19 protein-coding genes are annotated in these 26,134 nt (G+C 61.5%); 7 read left to right on the forward strand and 12 right to left on the reverse strand.

Annotated elements, in window-relative coordinates; genetic code table 11:
- Positions 1 to 73: 73 nt before the first annotated feature.
- The 12 genes from KGA98_RS09725 to KGA98_RS09780 all read right to left on the reverse strand — a co-directional run bounded on the left by KGA98_RS09725 (position 74) and on the right by KGA98_RS09780 (position 13,014).
- The gene (locus KGA98_RS09725) at positions 74 to 1,099 is read right to left on the reverse strand and encodes an HAD family hydrolase (RefSeq protein WP_223502195.1); all 1,026 of its coding nucleotides are present in this window, start codon (positions 1,097 to 1,099) and stop codon (positions 74 to 76) included.
- The gene (locus KGA98_RS09730; RefSeq protein WP_223502196.1) at positions 1,096 to 2,517 is read right to left on the reverse strand and encodes a hypothetical protein; all 1,422 of its coding nucleotides are present in this window, start codon (positions 2,515 to 2,517) and stop codon (positions 1,096 to 1,098) included. Before KGA98_RS09730 ends, KGA98_RS09725 begins: the two co-directional genes overlap by 4 nt.
- Positions 2,514 to 4,094 (reverse strand): VWA domain-containing protein, encoded by a 1,581-nt coding sequence (locus tag KGA98_RS09735; RefSeq protein WP_223502197.1) that lies wholly within the window; start codon positions 4,092 to 4,094, stop codon positions 2,514 to 2,516. Before KGA98_RS09735 ends, KGA98_RS09730 begins: the two co-directional genes overlap by 4 nt.
- Position 4,095: 1 nt before the next feature.
- Complete coding sequence (locus tag KGA98_RS09740; RefSeq protein ID WP_223502198.1) at positions 4,096 to 5,088, reverse strand: vWA domain-containing protein; 993 nt, start codon at positions 5,086 to 5,088, stop codon at positions 4,096 to 4,098.
- Entirely contained in the window at positions 5,075 to 5,659 is a 585-nt protein-coding gene (locus KGA98_RS09745; protein ID WP_223502199.1) for a DUF4381 domain-containing protein, read from the reverse strand. Before KGA98_RS09745 ends, KGA98_RS09740 begins: the two co-directional genes overlap by 14 nt.
- Positions 5,656 to 6,591, reverse strand: coding sequence for a DUF58 domain-containing protein (locus KGA98_RS09750; RefSeq protein ID WP_223502200.1), 936 nt, complete (start codon positions 6,589 to 6,591; stop codon positions 5,656 to 5,658). Before KGA98_RS09750 ends, KGA98_RS09745 begins: the two co-directional genes overlap by 4 nt.
- Positions 6,588 to 7,568, reverse strand: a complete 981-nt coding sequence (locus KGA98_RS09755; RefSeq protein WP_090455052.1) for an AAA family ATPase — start codon at positions 7,566 to 7,568, stop codon at positions 6,588 to 6,590. Before KGA98_RS09755 ends, KGA98_RS09750 begins: the two co-directional genes overlap by 4 nt.
- A gap of 8 nt (positions 7,569 to 7,576) precedes the next feature.
- The gene (locus KGA98_RS09760) at positions 7,577 to 8,524 is read right to left on the reverse strand and encodes a transporter (RefSeq protein ID WP_090455053.1); all 948 of its coding nucleotides are present in this window, start codon (positions 8,522 to 8,524) and stop codon (positions 7,577 to 7,579) included.
- Positions 8,525 to 8,536: 12 nt separating this feature from the next.
- A complete protein-coding gene (locus tag KGA98_RS09765) occupies positions 8,537 to 9,940 on the reverse strand; it encodes a DUF1254 domain-containing protein (protein ID WP_223502201.1) in 1,404 nt (467 codons plus the stop codon).
- Positions 9,941 to 9,967: 27 nt separating this feature from the next.
- Complete coding sequence (locus KGA98_RS09770) at positions 9,968 to 11,419, reverse strand: DUF1254 domain-containing protein (protein ID WP_223502202.1); 1,452 nt, start codon at positions 11,417 to 11,419, stop codon at positions 9,968 to 9,970.
- 13 nt (positions 11,420 to 11,432) lie between these two features.
- Positions 11,433 to 12,224 carry a hypothetical protein gene (locus KGA98_RS09775; RefSeq protein ID WP_223502203.1) on the reverse strand — a complete coding sequence of 264 codons (792 nt, stop codon included), beginning with the start codon at positions 12,222 to 12,224 and terminating at the stop codon, positions 11,433 to 11,435.
- Between the two features lie 364 nt (positions 12,225 to 12,588).
- A complete protein-coding gene (locus KGA98_RS09780) occupies positions 12,589 to 13,014 on the reverse strand; it encodes a YciI family protein (RefSeq protein WP_057714975.1) in 426 nt (141 codons plus the stop codon).
- A gap of 176 nt (positions 13,015 to 13,190) precedes the next feature.
- Between KGA98_RS09780 and KGA98_RS09785 the strand changes: the two genes are divergently transcribed.
- The 7 genes from KGA98_RS09785 to KGA98_RS09820 all read left to right on the forward strand — a co-directional run bounded on the left by KGA98_RS09785 (position 13,191) and on the right by KGA98_RS09820 (position 26,129).
- Positions 13,191 to 13,634, forward strand: a complete 444-nt coding sequence (locus KGA98_RS09785) for an SRPBCC family protein (RefSeq protein ID WP_150813813.1) — start codon at positions 13,191 to 13,193, stop codon at positions 13,632 to 13,634.
- A gap of 266 nt (positions 13,635 to 13,900) precedes the next feature.
- On the forward strand, positions 13,901 to 14,401 hold the full coding sequence (gene tpx, locus KGA98_RS09790; RefSeq protein WP_223502204.1) for a thiol peroxidase: 501 nt from the start codon (positions 13,901 to 13,903) through the stop codon (positions 14,399 to 14,401).
- A 177-nt stretch (positions 14,402 to 14,578) separates the two neighbouring features.
- Positions 14,579 to 15,895 (forward strand): MdtA/MuxA family multidrug efflux RND transporter periplasmic adaptor subunit, encoded by a 1,317-nt coding sequence (locus tag KGA98_RS09795; protein WP_090455059.1) that lies wholly within the window; start codon positions 14,579 to 14,581, stop codon positions 15,893 to 15,895.
- Entirely contained in the window at positions 15,892 to 18,987 is a 3,096-nt protein-coding gene (locus KGA98_RS09800) for an MdtB/MuxB family multidrug efflux RND transporter permease subunit (protein WP_223502205.1), read from the forward strand. Before KGA98_RS09795 ends, KGA98_RS09800 begins: the two co-directional genes overlap by 4 nt.
- Before the next feature lie 148 nt (positions 18,988 to 19,135).
- Positions 19,136 to 22,243: an efflux RND transporter permease subunit gene (locus tag KGA98_RS09810; RefSeq protein ID WP_223502206.1), complete on the forward strand. Its 3,108-nt coding sequence runs from the start codon at positions 19,136 to 19,138 to the stop codon at positions 22,241 to 22,243.
- A complete protein-coding gene (locus tag KGA98_RS09815) occupies positions 22,240 to 23,721 on the forward strand; it encodes an efflux transporter outer membrane subunit (protein ID WP_223502207.1) in 1,482 nt (493 codons plus the stop codon). The genes KGA98_RS09810 and KGA98_RS09815 overlap by 4 nt, the downstream gene beginning before the upstream one ends.
- Before the next feature lie 290 nt (positions 23,722 to 24,011).
- Positions 24,012 to 26,129 carry a putative bifunctional diguanylate cyclase/phosphodiesterase gene (locus KGA98_RS09820; RefSeq protein WP_223502208.1) on the forward strand — a complete coding sequence of 706 codons (2,118 nt, stop codon included), beginning with the start codon at positions 24,012 to 24,014 and terminating at the stop codon, positions 26,127 to 26,129.
- Positions 26,130 to 26,134: the final 5 nt, after the last annotated feature.

The following is a 26,134-nucleotide window of genomic DNA, read 5'->3' on the forward strand; positions in this document are numbered from 1 at the left end:
CTGACTGGCTCCTTATGCTCACTTGCGTCGCGTGCTGCGACAAACGTTCATTGCGGTCCTGCGTAACGTCTTTTTATTGCACTTGCTCGGAAGTGGCGGCATCGAACGGGTAGATCCGACGCCATTCGGACGCCATGTCGACGACCGTCCAGCCACGCTTGTTTGCTTCGTCCAGGGCCTTGTCCAGACGACCGATCTGCGACTGCCGGTCGTATGCCCATTCGCGCTTGGCGTCGGTGTGATGCACCAGGCCCATGAAACGTTTGCCGGGACCGGCGGCGGTCCACTGGAGCATTTGCAAGTCGCCGTCGGAGTTGCCGAAGGCGAGGATTGGCCGACGACCGATCACCGCGTCGATGCTTTCCGGTTTGCCCGGGCCATCGTCGTTGTGGGCCAGTTTCGGCGTGCGCAGGATCGACGCCTTGCCATCCTTGTATTCAAAGGTGGTAACGAAGGTCGTGCCGATAACCTGCTCGGGCGGTACCCCATAGACCTTCTCGGCGAAGGCTCTCATGAACCCGGTGTCGCCACCGGAGACGATGTAGGTCTTGAAGTCTTTGCCGCGCAGGTAGTCGAGCATCTCAAGCATCGGCTGGAAGATCATTTCGGTGTACGGCTTGCCGGTTTTCGGATGCCTGGCCTGACTCAGCCAGGTCTTGGCATAGTCATCGAACGCTTCGGTGGTCATGCCGGTGTGGGTCGCACCGAAGATCTTCAGCAGGCCCTCCATGCCGCTGGCGGCCAGTGCCTTGTGATCGTTTTCCAGCACGGCCTGGAACGGCTGGGTGGTTTTCCATTCCGGGTGCTGCGGCGCGGTGCGTTTGACTTCTTCCAGGGCGAACAGCAACTCGAAGTACATCGGTTGCTCGCTCCACAAGGTGCCGTCGTTGTCGAACACGGCAATGCGGTCCTCGGGTTTGACGAAGTCCTTGCTGTTTTGATCGGTGACCGTCTGCACGAACTCGATGATCTGCTTTTTCGACGGACCGTCGTTCCAGGAGGGCAGTGGCTCGGCTGCCTGGACCAGCAGCGGCAGGCTCAAGGCCAGGGTCAGCAAAAACTTGAAGCCCGGGTGGCGAAACGTCATCGGATTTGTCATGGGAATTCCTTCTCGTGAACCGGGTTGAGTGGGCGCAGGGCAGGTGCGACTGATTCCCTGTTACGCTCGGCCTGACTATGCAGCGTAGACAAGGATTCCCTGATTTGGCGCAGCGCCTGGTCTTTGTCCGGTTCGCGGCTATAACAGGCGCGCAGGAAGGTTTGCAGGCGTGGGCCGAGGCCGGTCAGTTTCAGGCCCCGGCGGCTGCGTCGGGTCCACAGGTACAGGGCGCTGAGTTGCACCGGTTTGCCTTCGATCTGCGGCGGGATCTGCCGCCACGCGTAGTCGGCGGACTCCAGCCAGGCGGCATGTCGGGCGCGGCGTCGGGCTTGCCACTTGAGGTGCGTGCGGTGTACGAGCGGGCGACTGAACCAGCCGAGTGCCATTACCGCCAACACCAGTGTCAATAGTCCGAACCAGTGCCCGGAAAGGTGCAGGCGATTCTGCTGGCCGAGTTTTTTCAGGTCTTCGGTAATGGAAAACACCGGCTTGTAGGCGCTGTTGGCCACCGCGTCGAAGGTCACGGCAGGCACCGTGGCCGTACGGGTTTGCTGGCTGCTGGCATCCCACCATTTGATTTCGACGGATGGCAGGCTGTAGTGGCCTTCGGTGTCGATTCGATAAGTCACGCTGTCGATGCGCTGGCCGCCATTGAAGTTGCCGCGACCGTCATCCAGATTGCGGATCTGCGGTGCTTTCGGGTAGCGGCTCAGGCCCTTGATGACATCCTGCGTCGGTGTCGGCAGTGACATGGCCAGGGCACCATCGGCCTGCAAGGTCAGTTCCCGGGTGATGCTGTCGCCGACCTTCAGCGGCGTGGCCGAATTGACGGTCTTCTGGGTAAACCGCAGCCCTTGAGCCACCAGCACCGCCTCACCGGGCTGGAACCCCGGTGGTTGCGCGGCGTTGAAGTGCAAAGGCTGGCTTTGGGCGCTGAGTTCGTGGCTGGCCTGACCCGGTGTGGCTTGTACCGTCAGCGCCGGAATGTCGTAGCCTTGGGCCAGGTTCGGGGTGATCAGGTAGCTGTAGCGCATGCCGCTGAAGGACTGGCCGTCGAAGGTCTGGTTGATGTGCTGGGCATGGCCGTCCGGTGGCATCACCAATGCGCCGGGCAGTTTCAGGTCGGGAAGGGTGGGGGCGTTGGTGAACCAGGAGTCGGTGAAGACATCGAGTTGCAACTTGACCAGGCTGCCGACCATGACGGGGTCGGCGGGTTGCAGGCTGGCCTGGACTTTCAACTGAGGGTCGGCGGCGAATGTGTTGAGGCTGATCAGGCTAATGAGCAGGGCGCCGAGTTTTGTGGCGAATGGTCGGGCCCTTTCGCGAGCAAGCCCGCTCCCACAAGGACACCACAAGCCCCCTGTGGGAGCGGGCTTGCTCGCGAATGCCGCGACGCGGTCTTGCCGAATAACGCTCATGGCTTGGCCCCCGCCTGATCCTGCAAGCTGAATTTCTGCTTGAGGAATTTCGCCGGCGATGTGGTGAGGTTCTGCAACCATTGCTCATCCGAGGCCGCTTGCTGGGTTTCCACCTTTTTGCTTTGGCCTTTACCCGGCGCCTTGTCCATCTTGATTTCGTCGGGTTTGACCTCAGGCGTGTTTTTCTCGGCGCTTTCGGTGTCTTTCTGCAAGGCAATGGCCAGGGCCAGGTTGGCCGTGGCTTCCGGGAACTGCGGTTGCAATTTCAGCGCCTGGGTGTAGGACGCGATGGCCTGATCGAACTTGAACCGGCGCACGTAGATGTTGCCCAGGTAGAAATACGCCTGCGGTGTATCGAGCCGAGCGAAGCTGGCCAGAGCCAGGTCGAAATCGGCGGCGTTGTAGGCGGCCACGCCTTTCCAGTACGGATCGACAAACAGTGCCGCCGCCTGAGGGTAGTGCTCATGTTCAAAGGCCCAGCGACCTTGCTGGTCACGGGTGAAAAAGGCATCGGTCAGCGCGTTGGCCTGTGCCGGCACCGGTTGCAGGCCCAGGCCCACCACCAGCAGGAATCCAGCCATCCAGTTCAGGCTCCAGCCCCTGCGTACGCTGAAGAAGGCGAGCAACAACAGCGGCCAGCACAGCCAGTAACCGGCGTCTTTCCAGTGCAATTCGCGCTGCTCGTCACTGGCTGCCTGGAAGTGCTGCTCGGCGTGCAGTTCGATCCAGTCCAGATCGTCATCGTTGAGGGTCAGGCTGCCCAGCGGGGCGTCCAGCGTTGAGGCAAGCTGCTTGAGGGCGTCCTGATCGAAGCTGCCGAGTTGCGGGCGACCGTCGCTGTCGGTGCGTGGCTGGCCGCTGGCATCGCGGATGATCCCGCCGTCGCTGCTGCCGGCCACCAATATCAGCACTTGCAGCGCACTGTCTGCCAGTTGCTTGTCCAGCCCGGCCAGTGCCGAGATGTCGGCGCCATCGGTGATCAACAGCAGGGTGCCGGGCGTTTTCTCGGCGGCGAGCAGGCGCTTGGCCTGATCGATGACCGCGCTGACATTTTTCCCCGGTTTGCTGATCAGGTCGGTGCTCAGGGCCTGAATGAACGTATCGAGCAGCGCCGGGTCGTCGGTGGCGGGCAACACCAGATGCGCGCTGCCGGCGTAGGCAATCAAGGCATTGCGCGAACCGGCGCGGCGCTGGATCAAGTCGTGGAGCTTGTGCTTGACCGCTTCCAGGCGACTGGGTGGAACGTCGCTGGCGTCCATGGAGGGCGACAGGTCGATGGCAATGATCAGCGGCGCACGGTTTTCCAGAAAGTCCGGCCGATCCTGTTCCCAGGTCGGCCCGGCGGCGGCGATGGCGCCCAGTACCAGCAGCGCACATACCAGATGCACGGGACGCAGACGTTGCCGGTCCTGCGGGGTGATCAGCAGATGCGGCAGCAGGTGCGCGGCGATGTTGCTGCGCAAGCGCCGTTGCAGGTCCTGGTTGCGCCGCCACAGCAATGGCAGCAATGCGCCGAACACCGCGAGCAACAGCCACAGTGGGCGCAGGAAATGGAAGTCGCTGAGGTTGATGTCCATGTCAGGCTTCCTGCCGTTGACGGGCGAGCATCAGCCGTGGAAGCAGCAGGGCGCCGAGGTGATAAAGCGCCAGCAGGGCAATGGCAGCGCCCAGCGGCCACCAGAACAGTTCGCGTTTGGGCTGGTGGCTGAGGGTTTTCACCTGATGCGGGGTGAGTTTGTCCAGAGTGCTGTAGACCTGATCCAGGGCGTTGCGGTCTTCGGCGCGGAAGAAACGCCCGCCCGTGGCTTGGGCAATGTCCTGCAAGCCTTGCAGGTTGACCCTGGCTTCGCCCTCGGCAGTCGGGTCGCCGATGCCGATGGTGTGAATCACCACGCCTTTGGCCGCGGCCATGGCGGCCGCGTGATCCGGGGTAATGGCGCTGCTGGTGTCATTGCCGTCAGTGAGCAGGATCAGCACTTTTTCCTGCTCGTGGGCCTGGGCCAGCAGTTTCAGGCTCAGGCCGATGGCGTCGCCGATGGCGGTGTTGGGGCCGGCCATGCCGATGCCGGTGTCGTCCAGAAGTAGCGACAGGCTGGCGTGGTCTAGGGTCAGCGGTGCCTGTGGATAGGCACCTGTGCCGAACACGATCAGTCCGATTCGATCGTCTTTACGTTTGTCGATGAACCCGTGCACCACTTCCTTGACTGCGGCCAGGCGATTGATTTTCTGGCCGTTGGCATCGGTGAAATCGGTGGTTTCCATCGACTGGGAAATGTCGATGGCCAGCATCAGGTCCCGCACCGGCTGCTGGCGCTCGATGGGCTTTTCCACCAACACCGGCCGACTCGCCGCCACCAGCAGCAGCGTCCAGACCAGCAGATTCAGGAGCAATTGCCAGCCGTTGCTGCGGGTGCCGGCCTGGCTCGGTGCCTGGCCGACGGCGCGGCTCATCGCCCCGAAAAACGGTACACGCACGGCGCTGCGCGCTTCGCGGTAGTCGGACAGGTAGCGATAGCCGAACCACGGCAGCGGCAGCAGGATCAGCAGCCAGGGGTAATCAAGCTGCCACATGATGACGCTCCACCCAGGTTTTGCAGGTGCTGAACAGCTGTTGGCGCTGTTCATTGGGCATGGCCCGCAATGTTGCGTCGGGGGCGTAGGCCAGCAGCGACAGTTGTTGGCTGAAGTCGACGGGTAGCGGCTGTTTACTGTGCCGCTGCAAAAATGCCTGCCAGTCCTCTTTCCCCAACCCCGCTGGATTGCCCTGTGGGAGCGGGCTTGCTCGCGAATGCGTCCGGTCAGTCGACATGGATGTTGCGTTTAAGGCCCTCTTCGCGAGCAAGCCCGCTCCCACAGGGGATGCGGAGGGCATGGAAAGGGCCACGCGCTTGAGCAACTCAGGAAGCTCACGCAACGCGCTCAGGTCATTGCTGCGCTGCTGCAATTCCTCCAGCCGCACCAACGCCTCGCGCCGATAGCGATCGCGCCGCCATTGCCGGTAGCGCCGCGCGCCGGTCACCACCAGCGTAACGATCAACAACGCCAGCAACGCCCACCACCCCCAGGTTTGCGGTGCATAACTGACCGGCACCGGCAGCGCCATTTCCTTGAGTTGGTCGATGCTCGGGATAGCGGGGTTCATCGGCGCCCTCCGGTAAGCTTGCCCAGTTCGGCGCGCAGTTGTTCGTGGGGCTCTGTGGCGGTGCTGAACATCATCAGTGGCACCTGGCTGCGGCGCAGCAAAGTCGCGACATCCTTGAGCCGCCCGCTGAGAAAATCCCCAAGCGGCTGGTGCACCTGTTGCCGATCCACCGCCAGCTCCACCTGCAATTGCCCCTGGGTGACCAGCACGCGGCCGTTTTTCGGCAGGTTAAGCGCCAGCGGGTCATACACCTGCATGGCAATTACATCGTTGTGCGCCGCCAGTTGCCGCATCAGTTGCAAGGTGCGTTCGCCGGCCCCGGCGAAGTCGCTGACGATGCAGATCAGGTGATCGTGACCGGCCACGGCCAGGCAATGCTGCAGGACTTTGTCGAGCTGGTCTTCGCCCTCGGCGTCCGGGTTGGCGGCATTGAGCGCCTGGTTCTGCTGGGTGATGCGGCTGCACAGCGCTTCGATCCGTTTGCGGCTGCGCAGCGGGGCGATGCTGTCGATGCGTTGATCGTTGAAGACCAGTCCACCGACGCGGTCGCCGGCGTTGAACACCATCCACGCCGCCAGGGCGCCGAGCTCGGCGGCGACCGCGGATTTGAAGCTGCGTTGCGAACCAAAGAACATCGACATGCGCTGGTCGACGAGGATCAGCGCCGGGCGGTCGCGCTCTTCGGTGAATGTCCGTACCACCGGTTTGCCGGTGCGCAGGGACGCGCGCCAGTCGAGGTGACGCAAATCGTCCCCCGGCTGATAGCGCCGCAGTTCATCGAAGTTCAGGCCCCGGCCACGCAAACGCGAAGCGTGGTTGCCAGCCAGGATGCTGCCCTGGGGCTGACGCGCCAGAAAACTCAGGTCACGGGCCTTGAACTCCAGGGCCATCAACTGCGCCAGAGAGACATACACCAGGCCGTCGGTGTTCACGCAGGAATCGCCACTTTATCGAGCAGACGGTCGAGCACCTGATCGGCGCTTACACCATCGGCCACCGCGTCGTAGCTCAGTTGCAGACGATGGCGCAGCACCGGGTGCACCACGGCGCGGACGTTGTCCGGAGAAACGAAATCCTGACCCTGCAACCAGGCGTCCGCCCGGGCGCAGCGGTCCAGACCGATGCCGCCGCGAGGGCTGGCGCCGATGCTGATCCAGCGCCCGAGGTCGGCGTCGTAATCGACAGGGTGGCGAGTGGCGTTGATCAGGTCGATCAGGTAACGGTCGATGGCCGGGGAGACGTGCACGGCACTGACTTCTCGGCGCGCGGCGAACACCACGTCCTGAGACAACGAGAATCCCTGCACCGCAGCGGTCCTGGCGCCGAGGGCCTGTTCTTCTTCGCGCAGCAGACGCAGCACCTGGCTTTCGTTTTCCGCGCTCGGGTAATCGAGCAACACTTTCATCAGGAAGCGGTCCATCTGCGCTTCCGGCAGCGGGTACGTGCCTTCCTGTTCGATCGGGTTCTGAGTCGCTACCACAATGAACAGTTCCGGCAGCGCATGGCTGTTGCCGGCCACGGTGATCTGGCGTTCTTCCATGGCTTCGAGCAACGCCGCCTGGACCTTGGCCGGCGCACGGTTGATTTCGTCGGCGAGAATCAGGTTGCCGAACAGCGGGCCGGGCTGGAAGCGGATTTCGTTCTTGCCTTCGACCTGATGCAGCACCTCGGCGCCGGTGATGTCCGACGGCAGCAAATCCGGGGTGAACTGAATGCGGCTCATCTTCGCGTCCAGGTGTTTGGCCAATGCTTTCACCGTGCGGGTCTTGGCCAGGCCGGGCAGGCTTTCCAGCAGCAGATGACCGTTGGCCAGCAGGCCCACAAGGATTTGTCGAATGACCTGATCCTGGCCGAGCACGGCTTCGGCGATGCTGGCTTGCAGGGCGTTGAGGTCGTTGAGTGCGGTCATGGGGTCTCCTAGAAAAACGCCAGGGTCATGTTGACGCTGAAACCATTGCCTTCAGGCCGGTTCTTGGTATCGAACTCCGGGACCCAGCGAGCACTGATATTGGCCTGGGCGTCGGCGAACTTGCCGGTCCAGCCCACTGTCGGGCCAGCGCCCACGGAGCGCCCGCGAAAGCCACTGGTTGCGCCGGATCCGGAGTCATCGGTGACCTGCTGGATATAGCCTGCCACCATGCCGGCGTTCCAGCCGTTGCCGAATCCATGGGTCCACAGTGCATCGAGGGTGAAAATGTTGCCGTTGCGATAATCCGTGGCGTCGTTTTCGGTGTAGAACTCCAGGCCGCTCGACAGGGTGAATTCGCCGCCCTTGCCATCCAGGTGGGTGAACGCCACGGTAGGCATGAAGGTGTAATTGTTCTGCCCGGGGTTGGCCAGGCGATCGACGTTGTAGGCGCCTGTCGGCACGTAGATCGGCAGCGAGAGCGAGATGTGGTTGAGTTCGTCGAAGTGGTAACCGGCCGCGATCGGGGTCACCAGCATGTCGGCGAACTGGGTGCCAGTGTCGGAGGTGCCCAGGGTACGGCCACGGGGGCCAGTCACGTTGGCGGTGATGTCGGTGTACTGCACTGGCACGCCTATGGCCGAGGCATAGTTCCAGGGACCCTTGCCGGTGTCCCAGACATGGGTGAAGTTGGCCATGGTGTAGGAAACCTTCATGTCCAGCCCGGTACTGATGGCACCCACGATGGGCACTTGAGCGCTGCCCTTGAGTTCGCCGTCGTACCAGATGCTGGTCAGGGACATGACCCAACCCGGCTCCGGGGGCACGATCCCTGCGTTGGAAAACACTTGCTGCCCGGTGATGGGGCGACCGACACCACCCTCGGCCGCCAGTACCAATGGACTACCGCTGACCATGCACAGCGCCAACAAGGGGCGCACTACGAGAGGCCTGAACATGCCTGACTCCGTTTATTGTTTTGGGGTGACAGGAGTCAGCAACGGCATGTGCCATTGGCCGTTGGTGACTTCCGGTTTTGGCAGATACAAACGCAAAATCCCGTAGAACGGACCACCCGGGGCTGGTAGCCAGTTGCTTTGCAGGTCTTTGGCCGGTGCCTTGTGCTGCACGTACAGGGTCAGGCCGCCGTCGGCATCGAGCTTGAGGTCGGGCAGCATGCGCGAGTTGATCAGGTAGCGATTGAGCGGGTTGGCCACCAGCAATTTGTTCTTGCCGTCGTACATGGTCAGCGACCAGAACGCATCGGCCGGGGGCAGAGCGCCCTTGTCGAAGTGCAGGGTGTAGTCGGTTTTCGACGCATCGACCGGCTTGCCGTCCTTGTCGACGAAATAACCGATGTAGTTGGCCTCTTCGGCGGAGTTGCCGAAGATCCCCATGTTGGCGCCAGCATAGCGGTACAGATAATTACCCTTGAGGTGATCGCGGGTGCCGAACAGATCGTCGCTGCTGACCACGTGGGTATCGACTTTGGTCTTCTTGAACTCGGCAAACTCAGCCTTGGCATCGCTGATGCCGTCTTCCAGCGCTTTGCGTTGCTCGGCGCTGAGGTCGGTCAGCTTGAACGGCTTGCCGGCTTCGACACCGATTTTGGCGAATCGCGCAAGCAGGTCCTTCTCGACATCCTGGGCCGGAGCGAACGACAGCATGAAGTTAAGGTAACGGAACAGGTCCGGGGTTTCGCTCATGGTCGGCGTGGGTTTTGGCCAGTCGATCTTCGGCGCGGCAGGCGGGGCTTTGCGTTTATCGTAATGGCTCAGGCTTTCAACCTTGTAACCCTTCTGGATCTGCCTGACCTTGGCCAGGTCCTTTTCATCGAACAGCTGGGTGCGATACAGCGCATAGGCAATGTTGCTTTCACTGCGTAGCAAACGGTCGATGTTCAGCGGTTGCTGGCCCTGCCAGTTGGGCCCGGCGACCATGAAGTGGCCGCCGTTGTTGCCGGTACTGCGGGTGCCCAGGTACGCAAAGTTCTGCGTGTAGGCATCAATCAGCTGCACCGAGTAGTAGCGGTGTTCTTCGATGGCCGGCAGGGTCAGTACCACCGGCTCGGCACGCAAATCCATCCAGACGAAGGAGTAGGGCGTGTCGGCATTCGGCGTGACGAACGCGGTGTCCCTGGCGGTGAAAGCCTTGGCCGTGTTGCCGATCTGGTTGAACGGCGCCTTGAAGTTCGGGCTCTTCCTGTCCACGGCCTGGGTGTAGAGCGTCTTGTACATCTCTACCACCGGGAAGCCGTACAGATAGGCTTCCCTGGCGATGCCCCGGGCTTCTTCCGGGGTGGCGGTGAAGTCGGCCCAGGCACTGGTACTCAGGGCAAGGGTCAGGCCGGTCAGCAGCAAATTGCGGTTATTCATCGTACTTCCTTGGTGAATTTCCGGGCGTCATTCAACGGCCGTGATGTCGTCGAGTTTCCAGCTCTTGTCGAAATAGGCTTCGGTCGGGGCATACAGGCGGAAGTAGCTGAACCAGTGTTTGCCCGGCAGGGTTTGCACCCAATTGCTCTCGAAACCTTGTGGCGCGGTCGGACCGAAGTACAGGTCCACCGAGCCATCGGCGTTCTTTTTCAGATCTTGACGGGACGACAAATCGGCCTTGCGCTGCGGGTTGTCGATCAGGCAGCGGCTGGCGATGTCGTACACGGTCATCGACCAGAACTGCTTGGCCGGCGGGTTGGCGCCGACGTGCAGCCGATAGCTCTTGCCGCCGTCGAGCCAGTTGCCCTTGGCGTCGGTGTAGGCACCGAGATAGGTCTGGCCCAGCCCCGGGGTTTTCGAAACCATGCCTTTGGTGTTGGTCACTGCCTCGTAAAACCAGGCGCTACGTTCCCACAGCTGGTCATAGTAGGCGACGCGCTGTGATGGCTCGGCGATGTTCAGCACGGTGTCCCACTGCCGGTCCGGCCAGTACTGGGCACCGGGGAAACGCTTGGCGAAAGTATTGGCCTTGGCGATCAGCTCACCGACCTGCGCGCCTTGTTCCAGGGCATTGCGCTGGGCTTCGGTGGGATTGAACGGCTTGTCCTTCTCGATCCCAAGGCTGGCGAGCATGGCCATGTAGAAACGGTCGCGCTCGTTGACCGGTTCCTTCTGGATGATCTGGTGCAAGCGTTCCCAGTATGCGAGGCCTCGCGGCTGGGTGCCGGACCAGGCTTTGCCTGCGGGGGAGAGCAGTTTGGTCTTGGTCGGCTCGACGCCTTTGGCGTACGGGTGCATCTTGAATTGCTCGACCAGTGCCTTGCCTTTGGCCGGGTCCGGGTCGAGCACACGGAAACCTACCAGCACGTTCATGGTTTCCGACTTGGCCAGGTAATATTTACCGGCATCGGCCGGCGGCTCGGCGCCCGGTGGCAGTACCAGGTACTTGCCGCCCTTGCCTTTGTCCGGACCGGTCTGGCCCATGTCGATGATCGCCCGTTGCCAGAAATCACCAATACCGCCGGCAGTCGGGCCGGGTGGCAGTTCGATCACCAGCGGCCCGGTTTCGTTGAGGTCGACGAAGCCGAGGATGTATGGCGTGGTGGCATTGGCGGTGATCACGCCGAGCTTGTCCTCGTAACTGTTGAGCACCATCAGGTCGCCGCTGCGGGCGCCCAGCTTGTCGCGGAACTCTTCCTGCCATTGCGCGTAAGACACCAGCGGCAACGCCCAGAGGTAACTCTGAGTCGCTTGCTGGAAATCCAGTTCGGCATACAGTCTGGCAATGGATTCATGGGTCGGCAGTTCGCCCTCCATGGCGATTTTGCCGATACGGGTGTCCAGGTCCTGGGCACCGACCCCGCAACTGACGAACATGGTCATCAGGCTGAAACCGGCTGCGCGAATGGCACCGTGCATATAGAGAGAATCCTTATTTGCCGAAGGTCACGTTGATCCCTGCGTACAGCGTGAACTGCGGCAGGCCTTTGCCTTTGTGATCCACGGTCCATTGCGGTTCAACAAAGGCGTTAATGATATTGGTGCCGGATTTCCACGCTTTGCCGCCACCCAAACCGATGGGGATGTAGTGCGTGTCGTTTTTCAGATCGAATGTCCAGGTGCCGGTGGAACGCAGGTACCAGCCCTTTTCCAGGTTGTGGATGATGAACGGCTGGAAGGTCGCAGATTCCACGTGAGGGCGGTCGTGATCACCGGCGAACGAACTCTGGTATTGCACCAGTGCGCCGAGGAGTCCGCGCGGCGAGGAGTCGATGGCGATGGCGGACAGGCCGGCCTGCCATTTGCCGGTTCCCAGTTCATCCTGCTCGGCGGTCGGCGCAGTGATTTGCGGGCCGATGCCCAGCTGCACGCCTTCGGTCTTGAGCAGGAAAATGTCGAATACGTTCAGGTCGCCGATGCCGGTGCTGTAGCCGTTGTGCGGATCGGGTCGGGTGCTGACGGGGAGCGTGACGCGCAGCAACTGCGGGACGCCTATGACGTCATTGGCTGCCATCGGAAGGGCGCCGCGCAGCAGCGCATCATTGGTGTGAGCGTTGGTATCGAACAGCTTGGGTGTGTAGTAATCCTGCAGGTTTATACCGGGTGCCAGGTTCAGCGGGTTGTTGCTTTTGTTGGCGGTCTCGGCGTTATCCGCGTGAGCACAAAAAGCAGGTGCGAATGAAGTCACCCATACAAAGGCGTACTTCCGCAAATTCTTAGACATTAATCCCCCCGTTCCCTGGTGGCTGATTGGGCAGACGGCCCCTGAATCTGGCCGTAACTGCGTAATCCCTTTCCGATCAAGCCTGTAGGACTCGTCAGATGAACTTAGCAGTTAACCGCGGGTTAACCAGTAGGAAGGATTAATTCTTTCGTTTTGTGGGCGGTTTCTCGTGAATTTCGTGTACTAAAAAGTTAATACGGATCAAGCGTTTGCCCAAACAAGTTAAGTAGCTATCTAGCCGATGCAGGAGCGAGCCTGCTCGCGAAGGCGGCCTGTCAGTCAATATATGCGTTGGATATGACGACCTCTTCGCGAGCAGGCTCGCTCCCACAGGAAACTCAAGCAATAGCCGGTTCAGTCAACCTCAGTTCTTCTTCGCCTGTTCCCAAACCCGCTGTTCCTGCTCGCGCAGTTCCGGTGTGAACTCTGCACCAAAATCTTCCGCTTCAAACACCTGGCGAATCTCGATCTCGGCCTCGGTGCCCGGCATCGGGTTGGGGCAGCGCTTGACCCATTCGATGGCTTCTTCTTTGGACTTCACTTTCCACAACCAGAAACCGGCAATCAGTTCCTTGGTTTCGATGAAGGGGCCGTCGATCACCGTGCGTTTGTCACCTGAAAACTTTATACGAGCGCCTTTGCTGCTCGGGTGCAGGCCTTCGCCCGCGAGCATGATGCCGGCCTTGACCAGTTCTTCATTGTAGTTACCCATGGCGGTCAACAGTTCCTGGCTGGGCATCACGCCGGCTTCGGAATCCTGGCTGGCCTTGATGATGATCATGAATCGCATGGCTTTTCTCCATTGGGGGGTAAGTGAGTTACTTGATAGTCGAATGATCAGCGTCTGAATCGACAACCCTCTAACAAAAAACTGCAACAAGTTTTAGTGATACCCCCAAGGGGATGCATGGGGCTTTGGTGTGATGGTAGCCTGCGGGTCCCTCGGCCAATGGATTGCCACTGCTCATGCCTGTCCTGGAACTCACGACCCTCATCCCCAATCGCTCGCCTGGGCAAGTCCTCGACTTCTGCCTCGAAGGCGTGAACTTTCCGAAAATCTTCCCCGAACGCATCACACCGCTGGGCGATATCGACCTGAATAACCTGCACATCGAGGCAGGTCGACAGTTTCGTTTCAGGCACTGGATGTTCAATGTTCTTCCGTCGAACTGGACGGTGGTGATCCGTGAGGTCGGTGAGTGGCATTTCATCGACGAAATGCTCAACGGGCCGATGCGCGCCTTTCGTCATGAACATCGGGTCGCAGCGGGAGAGGGCGGTACGCTATACACCGACCGGGTGACGTATTCGGCGATTGGCGGCGCGCCGGTGGAGTGGTTGCTGGTCAATGGCTATATGCGACGGATTTTCGAGGCGCGCCATCGCAATATGTTGCGGTTGCTCAAGTAACACCGCTGTCCCTGTGGGAGCGGCGGTGCGGCGATCCGACTTGCTCGCGAAAGCGATCTGTCAGTCCCGGCGATGCTGAATGTGCTGCCGTATTCGCGAGCAAGCCCGCTCCCACAGGGTCTTGTGGTGTATGGGAGGGCACGTGTATCCAATTTTGTGCTCTGATACATGACAATTTATGTTTGACCATAGGTCGTCGGACAATTTCGTGGTTAACTTCGGCCTCGTCAAAATTCTCCACCACAACGTTCAGAAGGACTCCGTTCATGGCTCAAGTCACTCTCAAAGGCAACCCGGTTCAAGTCAACGGCCAACTGCCACAAGCCGGTTCCAAGGCGCCAGCCTTTTCCCTGGTTGCCGGCAATCTGTCCGACGTCACCCTGAAGGACTTTGCCGGCAAGCGCAAAGTGCTGAACATCTTCCCAAGCGTTGATACCCCGACCTGCGCCACCTCCGTGCGCCAGTTCAACGCCAAGGCCAGCAGCGTCGACAACACTGTCGTGCTGTGCATCTCCGCTGACCTGCCGTTCGCCCAGGCCCGTTTCTGCGGTGCCGAAGGCCTGGAAAACGTACAGAACCTGTCGACCCTGCGTGGTGTCGAGTTCATCCAGAACTACGGCGTGGCCATCGCCGACGGCCCGCTCAAAGGCTTGACCGCTCGTGCCGTCGTGGTTCTGGACGAAAACGACAACGTGCTGCACAGCGAACTGGTTGGCGAAATCGCTGACGAGCCGAACTATGACGCGGCACTTGCTGTTCTGAAATAAGCCGGGCTTTACAATGTTTAACGGCCTGGCCCTGTCCAGGCCGTTTTCATTTGTGTTTCAGTGTCTTGGATAATTCTCCTGTTACGTAAGCCGAAGGTAAATTGCCGGTAAAGGCGCTTTGCTTAAAACCCGCCAGTGCTTATCGTTCAGCCTCATGTAAAAAAGCCCACGCGCCCAATGGTTGATCACTCAATGCAATCCTCCGCTTCCCGTAGTCCTCGTCGCTGGCTGTTCGGCCTGCTTGTCCTGTTGGTCATCGCTGGCCTGTGCTGGAAATTCTGGCCCGGCAGCGCTGCACCCAAAGAGGCTACGGGGCAGAAAGCCGTCGCCGGGCATACCGGCAGGTCGGGCGGGATGCGCCCGGGATTCGGTGGCGCGTCCGGGCCGGTGCCGGTGCGAGTGGCTCCGGCAGTCACCGGTGACTTCCCGCTGTATTTCAAGGCGTTGGGCACGGTCACGGCGCTCAACACCATCAATGTCCGCAGTCGCGTTGGCGGTGAGTTGGTCAAGATCTATTTCGAAGAAGGGCAGATGGTCAAGGCCGGCGACATGCTCGTCGAAATCGACCCGCGCCCTTACCAGAATGCCTTGCTTCAGGCCGAGGGCACCTTGCTGCAGAATCAGGCGCAGCTGAAAAACGCCCAGGTCGACGTCGAGCGTTATCGCGGCCTGTACCGCGAAGACAGTATTGCCAAGCAGACCCTGGACACCGCCGAAGCGCTGGTCGGTCAGTTCCAGGGCACGGTCAAGACCAATCAGGCGGCGGTCAACGACGCCAGGCTCAACCTCGAATTCACCAGGATCCGCGCCCCGATCACCGGTCGCGTCGGCCTGCGTCAACTGGACGTCGGCAACCTGGTAGCGGCCAATGACACTACCGCATTGGCGATCATCACCCAGACCCAACCGATCAGCGTGGCCTTCACCCTGCCGGAAAACAGCCTCGACACCGTGCTGGCCCGTTATCGCAGCGGCGCCAAACTGCCGGCTGAAGCCTGGGACCGCGGTGATACCAAACTGCAAGCCACGGGCGTGCTGCAGAGCCTGGACAACCAGATCGATGTCACCACCGGCACGCTGAAATTCAAGGCCCGTTACGAGAACCGCGATCAGTCGCTGTTCCCCAACCAGTTCGTCAATGTGCGCCTGTTGGCCGACACCCTCAAAGACGTGGTACTGGCGCCTTCCGCCGCGATCCAGTTCGGCACCAACGGCACGTTCGCCTATGTCCTGGACGGTGACAAGAAGGTCAAGATCCGTCAGTTGAAAGTCGGCGCCAGCGACGGCCTGAACACTGTGGTCACCGAAGGACTGTCGGCGGGCGATCGGGTCGTACTGGAAGGCACTGACCGCCTGAAAGACGGCAGCGATGTGGAGGTGGTCAACGACAGCCAGGACGTGCCGACCACGCCGACCGAACACCTGCAAGGCAAATCGGCGGTCAACGCGGCTGAGCCTGCGACCACCGACAAGGCGAAAAAGGGCGGCGCATGAATCTCTCGCGGCTGTTCATCCTTCGCCCGGTAGCCACCACGCTGAGCATGCTGGCGATTATCCTGGCCGGCGTCATCGCCTACCGGTTGCTGCCGGTGTCGGCGTTGCCCCAGGTCGATTACCCGACCATTCGCGTCATGACCTTGTACCCCGGCGCCAGTCCGGATGTCATGACCAGCGCGGTGACCGCGCCACTTGAGCGGCAGTTCGGGCAGATGCCCGGCTTGACGCAAATGGCGTCCACCAGTTCCGGCGGCGCGTCGGTGCTGACCCTGCGGTTCAGCCTCGACATCAACATGGATGTGGCCGAGCAGCAAGTGCAGGCGGCGATCAACGCCGCGACCAACCTGTTGCCCAAGGACCTGCCGGCACCGCCGGTGTACAACAAGGTCAACCCGGCCGATACGCCGGTGCTGACCTTGGCCATCACTTCCAAGACCATGTTGTTGCCCAAGCTCAACGATCTGGTCGATACGCGCATGGCGCAGAAGATTGCCCAGATCAGCGGCGTCGGCATGGTCAGCATTGCCGGTGGTCAACGCCAGGCCGTGCGGATCAAGGTCAATCCCGAGGCTTTGGCGGCCAACGGCCTGAACCTGTCGGATGTGCGCACGCTGATCGGCGCCTCCAACGTCAACCAGCCCAAAGGCAACTTCGACGGCCCGACCCGGGTCTCGATGCTCGATGCCAACGATCAACTGACGTCGCCCAAGGACTACGCCAACCTGATCCTGGCCTACGCCAACGGCGCGCCGTTGCGGCTCAAGGACGTGGCGGAGATCGTCGACGGCGCCGAGAACGAGCGGCTCGCGGCGTGGGCCAATGAGAACCAGGCCGTGCTGCTGAACATCCAGCGTCAGCCCGGCGCCAACGTGATCGAGGTGGTGGACCGGATCAAGGCCCTGCTGCCGAGCATCACCGACAACCTGCCGGCCGGCCTCGACGTGGTGGTGCTGACCGACCGCACCCAGACCATCCGCGCCTCGGTCAAGGACGTGCAGCACGAATTGCTGATCGCCATCGCCCTGGTGGTCATGGTCACCTTCCTGTTCCTGCGTCGCGCCAGCGCCACGATCATTCCGTCGGTGGCCGTGCCGCTGTCGCTGATCGGTACGTTCGGCGTGATGTACCTGGCTGGGTTCTCGGTCAATAACCTGACCCTGATGGCCCTGACCATCGCCACCGGTTTCGTGGTGGACGATGCGATCGTCATGCTGGAGAACATTTCGCGTTTCATCGAGGAGGGCGACAGCCCGCTGAACGCGGCGCTCAAGGGCGCCAAACAGATCGGTTTCACCCTGATCTCCCTGACGTTGTCGCTGATCGCCGTGCTGATCCCGCTGCTGTTCATGGCGGACGTGGTCGGGCGGTTGTTCCGCGAATTTGCTATTACGCTGGCGGTAGCGATCCTGATTTCCCTGGTCGTTTCCCTGACCCTGACGCCGATGATGTGCGCGCGGTTGCTCAAGCGTGAACCCAAGGAAGCAGAGCAGGGCCGCTTCTACCGTGCCAGCGGAGCGTTCATCGACTGGATGATCGCCGCCTACGGGCGCAAGTTGCAGTGGGTGCTCAAGCACCAGCCGCTGACCTTGATGGTGGCCATTGGCACCTTGGCGCTGACGGTATTGCTGTACATGGTGGTGCCCAAGGGCTTCTTCCCGGTGCAGGACACCGGCGTCATCCAGGGCATTTCCGAAGCGCCGCAATCGATTTCCTTCGCCGCCATGAGCGAGCGCCAGCAGGAACTGGCCAAGGTCATCCTGGCCGACCCGGCGGTCGAGAGCCTGTCCTCCTACATTGGCGTGGACGGCGACAACTCGACCCTCAACAGCGGCCGGTTGCTGATCAACCTCAAGTCGCACAACGACCGCGACCTGAGCGCCATGCAGGTGATTGCCCGCCTGCAACCGGAACTGGACAAACTGGTCGGCATCCGCCTGTTCATGCAGCCGGTGCAGGACCTGACCATCGAAGACCGGGTCAGCCGCACGCAGTACCAGTTCAGCATGTCGTCGCCGGACTCGGAGCTGCTGAGCCTGTGGAGCGGGCGTCTGGTCGAGGCCTTGGCCGACCGGCCGGAATTGACCGACGTCGCCAGCGATTTGCAGGACAAGGGCTTGCAGGTCTACCTGGTGATTGACCGCGATGCGGCGTCGCGGGTCGGTGTGTCGGTGTCGAACATCACCGACGCGCTGTACGACGCCTTTGGTCAGCGGCAGATTTCCACGATCTACACCCAGGCCAGTCAGTACCGCGTGGTGCTGCAATCGCAGTCAGGGGAGAAGATCGGCCCGCAGGCGCTGGAGCAGATTCACGTCAAGACCATCGATGGCGGTCAGGTGCGCCTGTCCAGCCTGGCGCATGTCGAGGAGCGTCAGGCGCAACTGGCGATCACCCACATCGGCCAGTTCCCGGCGGTGATGATGTCCTTCAACCTCGCGCCCGGCGTGGCGCTGGGGCATGCGGTCGAGATCATCGAGCAGGTGCAGAAGGACATCGGCATGCCGATTGGCGTGCAGACCCAGTTCCAGGGCGCGGCGCAGGCGTTCCAGGCTTCGTTGTCGAGCACCTTGCTGCTGATCCTGGCGGCGGTGGTGACCATGTACATCGTGCTGGGTGTGCTCTACGAGAGCTACATCCACCCGATCACCATTCTTTCGACTTTGCCTTCGGCGGCGGTGGGCGCCTTGCTGGCGTTGATCCTCAGCGGCAACGACCTGGGCATGATCGCGATCATCGGCATCATCCTGTTGATCGGAATCGTGAAGAAGAACGCGATCATGATGATCGACTTCGCCCTCGACGCCGAGCGCAACCAGGGCATGGACCCGCAGACGGCGATCTATCAGGCGGCATTGCTGCGTTTCCGGCCGATCCTGATGACCACCCTGGCGGCTTTGTTCGGCGCCGTGCCGTTGATGCTGGCCACCGGTTCCGGCGCGGAACTGCGCCAACCGCTGGGTCTGGTGATGGTCGGCGGCCTGTTGCTGAGCCAGATTCTGACGCTGTTCACCACGCCTGTGATCTACCTGTACTTCGACCGTCTCGGTCGGCGTTTTGGCAAGTCCGACGCTCAGGAGGCGACGGTATGACGCCCCGCAGAACCTGTGGGAGCGGGCTTGCTCGCGAAGGCGTCCGGTCAGTCGACAGGGATGTTGAATGCAAGGCCCTCTTCGCGAGCAAGCCCGCTCCCACAGGGGGGCAGCAGGGCTCGTGGGTTGGTGCGGGGGGCAATCATCGATGAACCTTTCCGGCCCTTTCATCAAGCGCCCGGTCGCGACCATGCTGCTGAGCCTGGCGATCATGCTGCTGGGCGGCGTGAGCTTCGGTTTGCTGCCCGTGTCGCCGCTGCCGCAAATGGACTTTCCGGTGATCGTGGTCCAGGCCAGCCTGCCCGGGGCCAGCCCCGAGGTGATGGCGTCGACCGTGGCCACGCCTTTGGAGCGCTCCTTCGGCAGCATTGCCGGGGTCAACACCATGAGCAGCCGGTCCAGCCAGGGTTCGACCCGGGTGATCCTGCAATTCGACCTGGACCGCGACATCAACGGCGCGGCGCGGGAAGTGCAGGCAGCGATCAACGCCTCGCGCACCCTGCTGCCGAGCGGGATGCGCAGCATGCCGACCTACAAGAAGGTCAACCCGTCCCAGGCGCCGATCATGGTGCTGTCGCTGACGTCGGACGTGCTGGAAAAAGGCCAGCTCTATGACCTGGCATCGACCATCCTGTCCCAGAGCCTGTCCCAGGTGCAGGGCGTCGGCGAGGTGCAGATCGGCGGCAGTTCGTTGCCGGCGGTACGTATCGAGCTTGAACCGCAGTCATTGAACCAGTACGGCGTGGCCCTGGACGATGTGCGCAACACCATCGCCAATGCCAACGTGCGCCGGCCCAAGGGCTCGGTGGAAGACGATCAGCGGCTGTGGCAGGTCCAGGCCAACGATCAGCTGGAAAAAGCCAAGGACTACGAGTCGCTGATCATCCACTACAACGGTGGCGCGGCCCTGCGCCTGAAGGATGTGGCCAAGGTCAGCGATGGCGTCGAGGACCGTTACAACAGCGGTTTCTTCAACGACGACGCGGCAGTGCTGCTGGTGATCAATCGCCAGGCCGGTGCGAACATCATCGAGACGGTCAACGAGATCAAGGCCCAGCTGCCGGCGTTGCAGGCGGTGCTGCCGGCCAGCGTCAAGCTGAACCTGGCCATGGACCGCTCGCCGGTGATCAAGGCCACGCTGCACGAGGCGGAAATGACCCTGCTGATCGCCGTGGCGCTGGTGATCCTGGTGGTATTCCTGTTCCTCGGTAACTTCCGTGCCTCGCTGATCCCGACCCTGGCGGTGCCGGTGTCGCTGGTCGGTACCTTTGCCGTGATGTACCTCTACGGTTTTTCGCTGAACAACCTGTCGCTGATGGCGCTGATCCTGGCCACCGGGCTGGTGGTGGACGATGCCATCGTGGTGCTGGAGAACATTTCCCGGCACATCGACGAAGGCGTGCGGCCGATGAGGGCCGCGTACCTCGGCGCCCAGGAAGTCGGTTTTACCTTGCTGTCGATGAACGTGTCGCTGGTGGCGGTGTTCCTGTCGATCCTGTTCATGGGCGGGATCATCGAAAGCCTGTTCCGCGAATTCTCCATCACCCTGGCGGCGGCCATCGTGGTCTCGCTGGTGGTGTCGTTGACCCTGACCCCGATGCTCTGCGCTCGCTGGCTCAAGCCGCACACGCCGGGGCAGGAGAACCGCCTGCAACGCTGGAGCCGGCGGACCAACGACTGGATGGTCGGCAAATACGCCACCAGCCTCGACTGGGTACTGCGCCACAAGCGCCTGACCTTGCTCAGCCTGTTCGTGACAATCGGTGTGAATATTGCGTTGTATATTGTTGTTCCTAAAACATTTTTACCACAGCAAGATACCGGTCAGCTGATCGGTTTCGTGCGCGGCGACGACGGCCTGTCGTTCAGTGTGATGCAGCCGAAGATGGAGATTTTCCGCCGGGCGGTGTTGAAGGATGAGGCGGTAGAAAGCGTCGCCGGGTTCATTGGCGGCAATAACGGCACCAACAACGCCTTCATGCTGGTGCGCCTCAAGCCGATCAAGGAGCGCAGCATTTCCGCGCAGAAAGTCATTGAACGCCTGCGCAAGGAAATGCCCAAGGTTCCCGGGGCACAACTGATGCTCATGGCGGACCAGGACCTGCAATTCGGTGGTGGCCGTGAGCAGACCACCTCGCAATACTCGTACATCCTGCAGAGCGGGGATCTGGGGGCATTGCGCGAGTGGTATCCGAAAGTCGTCACCGCGCTCAGGGCCTTGCCGGAGCTGACGGCGATCGATGCGCGGGAAGGCCGGGGCGCCCGCCAAGTGACCCTGATCGTCGACCGTGACCAGGCCAAGCGTCTGGGTGTCGACATGGACATGGTCACGGCGGTGCTGAACAACGCCTACAGTCAGCGGCAGATTTCGACCATCTACGACAGTCTTAACCAGTACCAGGTGGTGATGGAGGTCAATCCGAAATACGCCCAGGACCCGATCACCCTCACGCAAGTCCAGGTGATCACCGCTGACGGCGCGCGAATCCCGCTGTCGACCATCGCCCATTACGAAAACAGCCTGGAAAACGACCGGGTCAGCCACGAAGGCCAGTTTGCTTCGGAGAGCATTGCCTTCGACATGGCCGAAGGCGTGACCGTGGAGCAGGGCGGTGCCGCCATCGAGCGGGCGATTGCCAAGGTCGGCCTGCCGGAAGACGTGATCGCGAAAATGGCCGGCACAGCCAACGCTTTCGCGGCGACCCAAAAAAGTCAGCCGTGGATGATTCTGGGGGCGCTGGTGGCGGTGTATCTGGTCTTGGGTGTGCTGTACGAAAGCTACATTCACCCGCTGACGATTCTCTCGACCCTGCCGTCGGCCGGGGTCGGCGCGTTGCTGTCGATCTATGCGCTGGGCGGCGAGTTCAGCCTGATTTCGTTGCTGGGGCTGTTTCTGCTGATCGGCGTGGTGAAGAAAAACGCGATCCTGATGATCGACCTGGCGTTGCAACTGGAACGAAACCAGGGCATGGCACCGCTGGAATCGATCCGCAGCGCCTGCCTGCAACGTTTGCGACCTATCCTGATGACCACCCTGGCGGCGATCCTCGGTGCCTTGCCGTTGCTGCTGAGCCGCGCCGAAGGGGCGGAAATGCGCCAGCCGCTGGGCCTGACCATCATCGGCGGGCTGATCTTCAGCCAGGTACTGACGCTTTACACCACCCCGGTGGTTTACCTCTATCTCGACAACCTGCGCCATCGCTTCAATAAATGGCGCGGGGTGCGTACTGATGTTGCTCTGGAAACTCCGCTATGACTGACCGTTCGCTTTTCAACCTGGCTGCACCGCTGATCACGGCTCGAGGCTCGCGCCTGTTGAGCCTGTCACTGTGCGTGGCGATGCTCAGTGCCTGCGCCGTCGGCCCGGATTACCAGCGCCCGCAAACCGCCGAGCCTGCGCAGTACAAGGCAGCGGAGGGCTGGCGTCAGGCCAACCCGAGCGATGCCCTGGCGCGTGGCGCGTGGTGGGAGTTGTATGGCGACCGGCAACTCAACGACCTGATCGAAAAACTCAACAGCGCCAACCAGACCGTCGCCCAGTCCGAAGCGCAGTACCGCCAGGCCCAGGCCCTGGTGCGCAGTGCACGCGGGGCGTTTTTCCCGACGGTGGACCTGAACGTCAGCAAGAACCGTTCAAGCCAGGGCACCGGCAGCAGCAGCTCCAGCCTGAGCAGTTCGTCCAGCGGTATTCGCGACACGTACTCGGCCCAGGCGGGCGTCAGTTGGGAAGCGGACGTATGGGGCAAGCTGCGCCGAGGCCTCGAAGCCGATACCGCCAATGCCCAGGCAAGCTTTGCCGATCTGGCGGCCATGCGCCTGAGTCAACAGTCGGAGCTGGTGCAGAATTACCTGCAACTGCGCGTGATCGATGGCCAGAAACGCTTGCTCCAGGACACGGTCGAGGCATATCAGCGTTCGTTGAAGATGACCGAAAACCAGTACCGCGCAGGCGTATCGGGCAAGGACGCGGTGGCCCAGGCCCAGACACAGCTCAAAAGCACCGAAGCCGATATGATCGACCTGATCTGGCAACGCGCCCAGTTCGAGAACGCCATCGCTGTGCTGATCGGCCTGCCGCCGGCCGAGTTCAGCCTGGCGCAAAGCCAGGACATCCCGCAATTGCCGCAAGTACCGCTGGCGCTGCCTTCGCAGTTGCTGGAGCGTCGCCCGGACATCGCTTCGGCCGAGCGCTCGGTGATGGCCGCCAACGCCAACATCGGTGTGGCCAAGGCTGCCTATTACCCGGACCTGACCCTGAGCTTGAACGGTGGTTACAGCAGCAGTACCTCGAAAGACTTGTTCAGCCTGCCGAACCGCTTCTGGTCGGTCGGACCGCAATTGGCCATGACCCTGTTCGACGGTGGCCAGCGCTCGGCGGAAGTCGACCGCAGTGAAGCGGCCTATGACGAAACGGTGGCCAAGTACCGCCAGACCGTACTGGACGGATTCCGCGAAGTGGAAAACTACCTGGTGCAGCTCAAGGTGCTTGAGGATGAAGCCGTCGTGCGCCAACAGGCACTGGATGCCGCCCGTGAATCGTTGCGCCTGACCCAGAACCAGTACAAGGCCGGTTTGATCGCGTACATCGATGTGGTGGTGACCCAGGCGGCGGCGCTGAACAATGAACGCAGCAACCTGGACCTGTTGCAAAGCCGCCTGATAGCCAGTGTGCAGTTGATTGCCGCGTTGGGGGGTGGCTGGGACGGGCAGCTTGAGGTGAGCGAAAACCGATAGCGTAGCTGCAATCCCTGTGGGAGCGAGCTTGCTCGCGATGGCTGCGTCACATTCAGCATGGATGTTGCCTGACCCACCGCTATCGCGAGCAAGCTCGCTCCCACAGGTTTTGTCAGGTGCCGGCAGCTTGAAGCAAGTTAATGTAAAACCTTAAAACAAGCGTTTCATCGGACTGATGGCCCTTTGCTCATTTTGTGAGTGCGTTCTCATTTGGAATCAGTACAATCGCCGCATTTGCCCCCACCCGAGAATAAAAGCCATTAACAAGGGGGCTTTCGCGAGAAGTCTCCATGCTCATCGGCAGCTATTCCCCCACCCTGGTCATCATTTCGCTCTGTGTAGCGATTCTCGCCTCATACACTGCACTCGACCTGACCGGACGCATTGCCACCGCCAAAGGCCGCGCCGTGCATTTGTGGACTGCGGGCGGGGCCGTTGCCATGGGCATCGGCATCTGGTCGATGCACTTTATCGGCATGCTCGCGTTCAAGTTGCCGATCGACCTGGGGTACGACGGCACCATCACCCTGTTGTCGTTGCTGATCGGCGTGCTCTCCAGCGGTTTTGCGCTGTGGCTGGTCAGCCAGCCGCAATTGCCGGCCTGGCAACTGGCCTTTGGCGCGTTGGTCATGGGCGCCGGCATCAGCGCGATGCACTACACCGGCATGGCCGCCATGCGCATGCAACCGGGCATCGACTATGACCCGACGCTGTTCGGCGCCTCGCTGCTGATCGCTGTCGGTGCTTCGGGCGCAGCATTGTGGATCGCTTTCCATCTGCGCCAGCACACGCCTTATGTCCGTCTGATCCGTGGTGGCGCCGCCGTGATCATGGGTATCGCCATCGTCGGCATGCACTACACCGGGATGGCCGCCGCACGCTTTGCCGACGGCAGTTTTTGTGGCGCGGCGGTCAATGGATTGAGCGGCAATGGCCTGGACAACCTGGTGCTGATCACCACGTTGGCGGTGCTAAGCATTGCCCTGCTGACCTCGATCCTCGATGCACGCCTGGAGGCTCGCACCGCGAGCCTGGCCCAGTCGCTGACCGAGGCCAACCGTGAACTGACCCAATTGGCCCTGCATGACACCCTCACCGGGTTGCCGAACCGGACCTTGCTCGCCGATCGAATCGATCAGGCCATGTCGCGGGTCCGGGAAGAAGGGGGGTGCTTTGCCCTGATGTTCATCGACCTGGACGGCTTCAAACCGGTCAACGATGCCTTCGGCCACCACATGGGTGATCTGTTGTTGCGCGAAGTGGCCCTGCGCCTGCGCGAAGACTTGCGCAGCCAGGACACCCTGGCACGGATCGGCGGCGATGAGTTCGTGTTGCTGGTGCAATTGAGCGAACAGAACGACGCCTTGAACCTGGCGGCCCGTCAGGTCGGGTTGATCGCGCGCGCGTTCCGGGTTGCCGAACATGATTTGCACATTTCCGCCAGTGTCGGCATCGCGCTCTACCCGGGTAACGGGCAGTCCGCCCACGAACTGCTGATGAACGCCGACGCGGCGATGTACCACGCCAAGGGCGCGGGTAAAAACGGCTACAGCTTTTTCGATGTCTCGATGAACAACAACGCCCGCAAGCAGCTGCAATTGCTGCAGGATCTGCGCAATGCCGTGGAACAGCAGGAGTTCAGCCTGCATTACCAGCCCAAGTTCGACGCCGCCAATGGCCGGCCGGTGGGCGCCGAGGCCTTGTTGCGCTGGGAACACCCGACTCAAGGAATGCTGTTGCCGGACAAATTCATCGAGCTGGCGGAAAAAACCGGGCTGATCATTCCGATCGGCGAGTGGGTGCTCAACGAAGCCTGCCGTCAGATGCGCGAGTGGTACGTGCTGGGCTACACCGACTGGCGCATCGCGGTGAACCTTTCGGCCATTCAGTTTTGCCATGCCGGGCTGGTCCAGAGTGTCGCCAAGGCGCTGGCGACGCACCACCTGCCACCCAACAGCCTGACCCTGGAAATCACCGAAACCACCGCCATGAGCGATGCCGATGCGAGCATGACGGTGCTGCAGGAACTGTCGGAAATGGGTGTCGACCTGTCCATCGACGATTTTGGTACCGGCTATTCGAGCTTGATGTACCTCAAACGCCTGCCGGCCAACGAGCTGAAGATCGATCGCGGTTTTGTCCGGGACCTGGAGCGCGACAGCGATGACGCCGCCATCGTTTCGGCCATCGTCGCCCTCGGTCAGGCGCTGGGGTTGCGCATCGTCGCCGAAGGCGTGGAAACCGGCGTGCAGCAGGACTTCCTGACTCAACTCGGCTGCGATTCGTTGCAGGGTTACCTGTTGGGGCATCCGCTGCCGGCCGCAGGTTTCATGGTGGAAATCCATCGCGGGGAGCAGTTGGTCGAGCAGTTGAAAGCCAGTGCCAGGCGCGAGATGTCGATGACATGACAGCC

Origin of the sequence: Pseudomonas sp. BF-R-24, assembly GCF_019947335.1 — a bacterium.
GTDB lineage: Bacteria > Pseudomonadota > Gammaproteobacteria > Pseudomonadales > Pseudomonadaceae > Aquipseudomonas > Aquipseudomonas jessenii.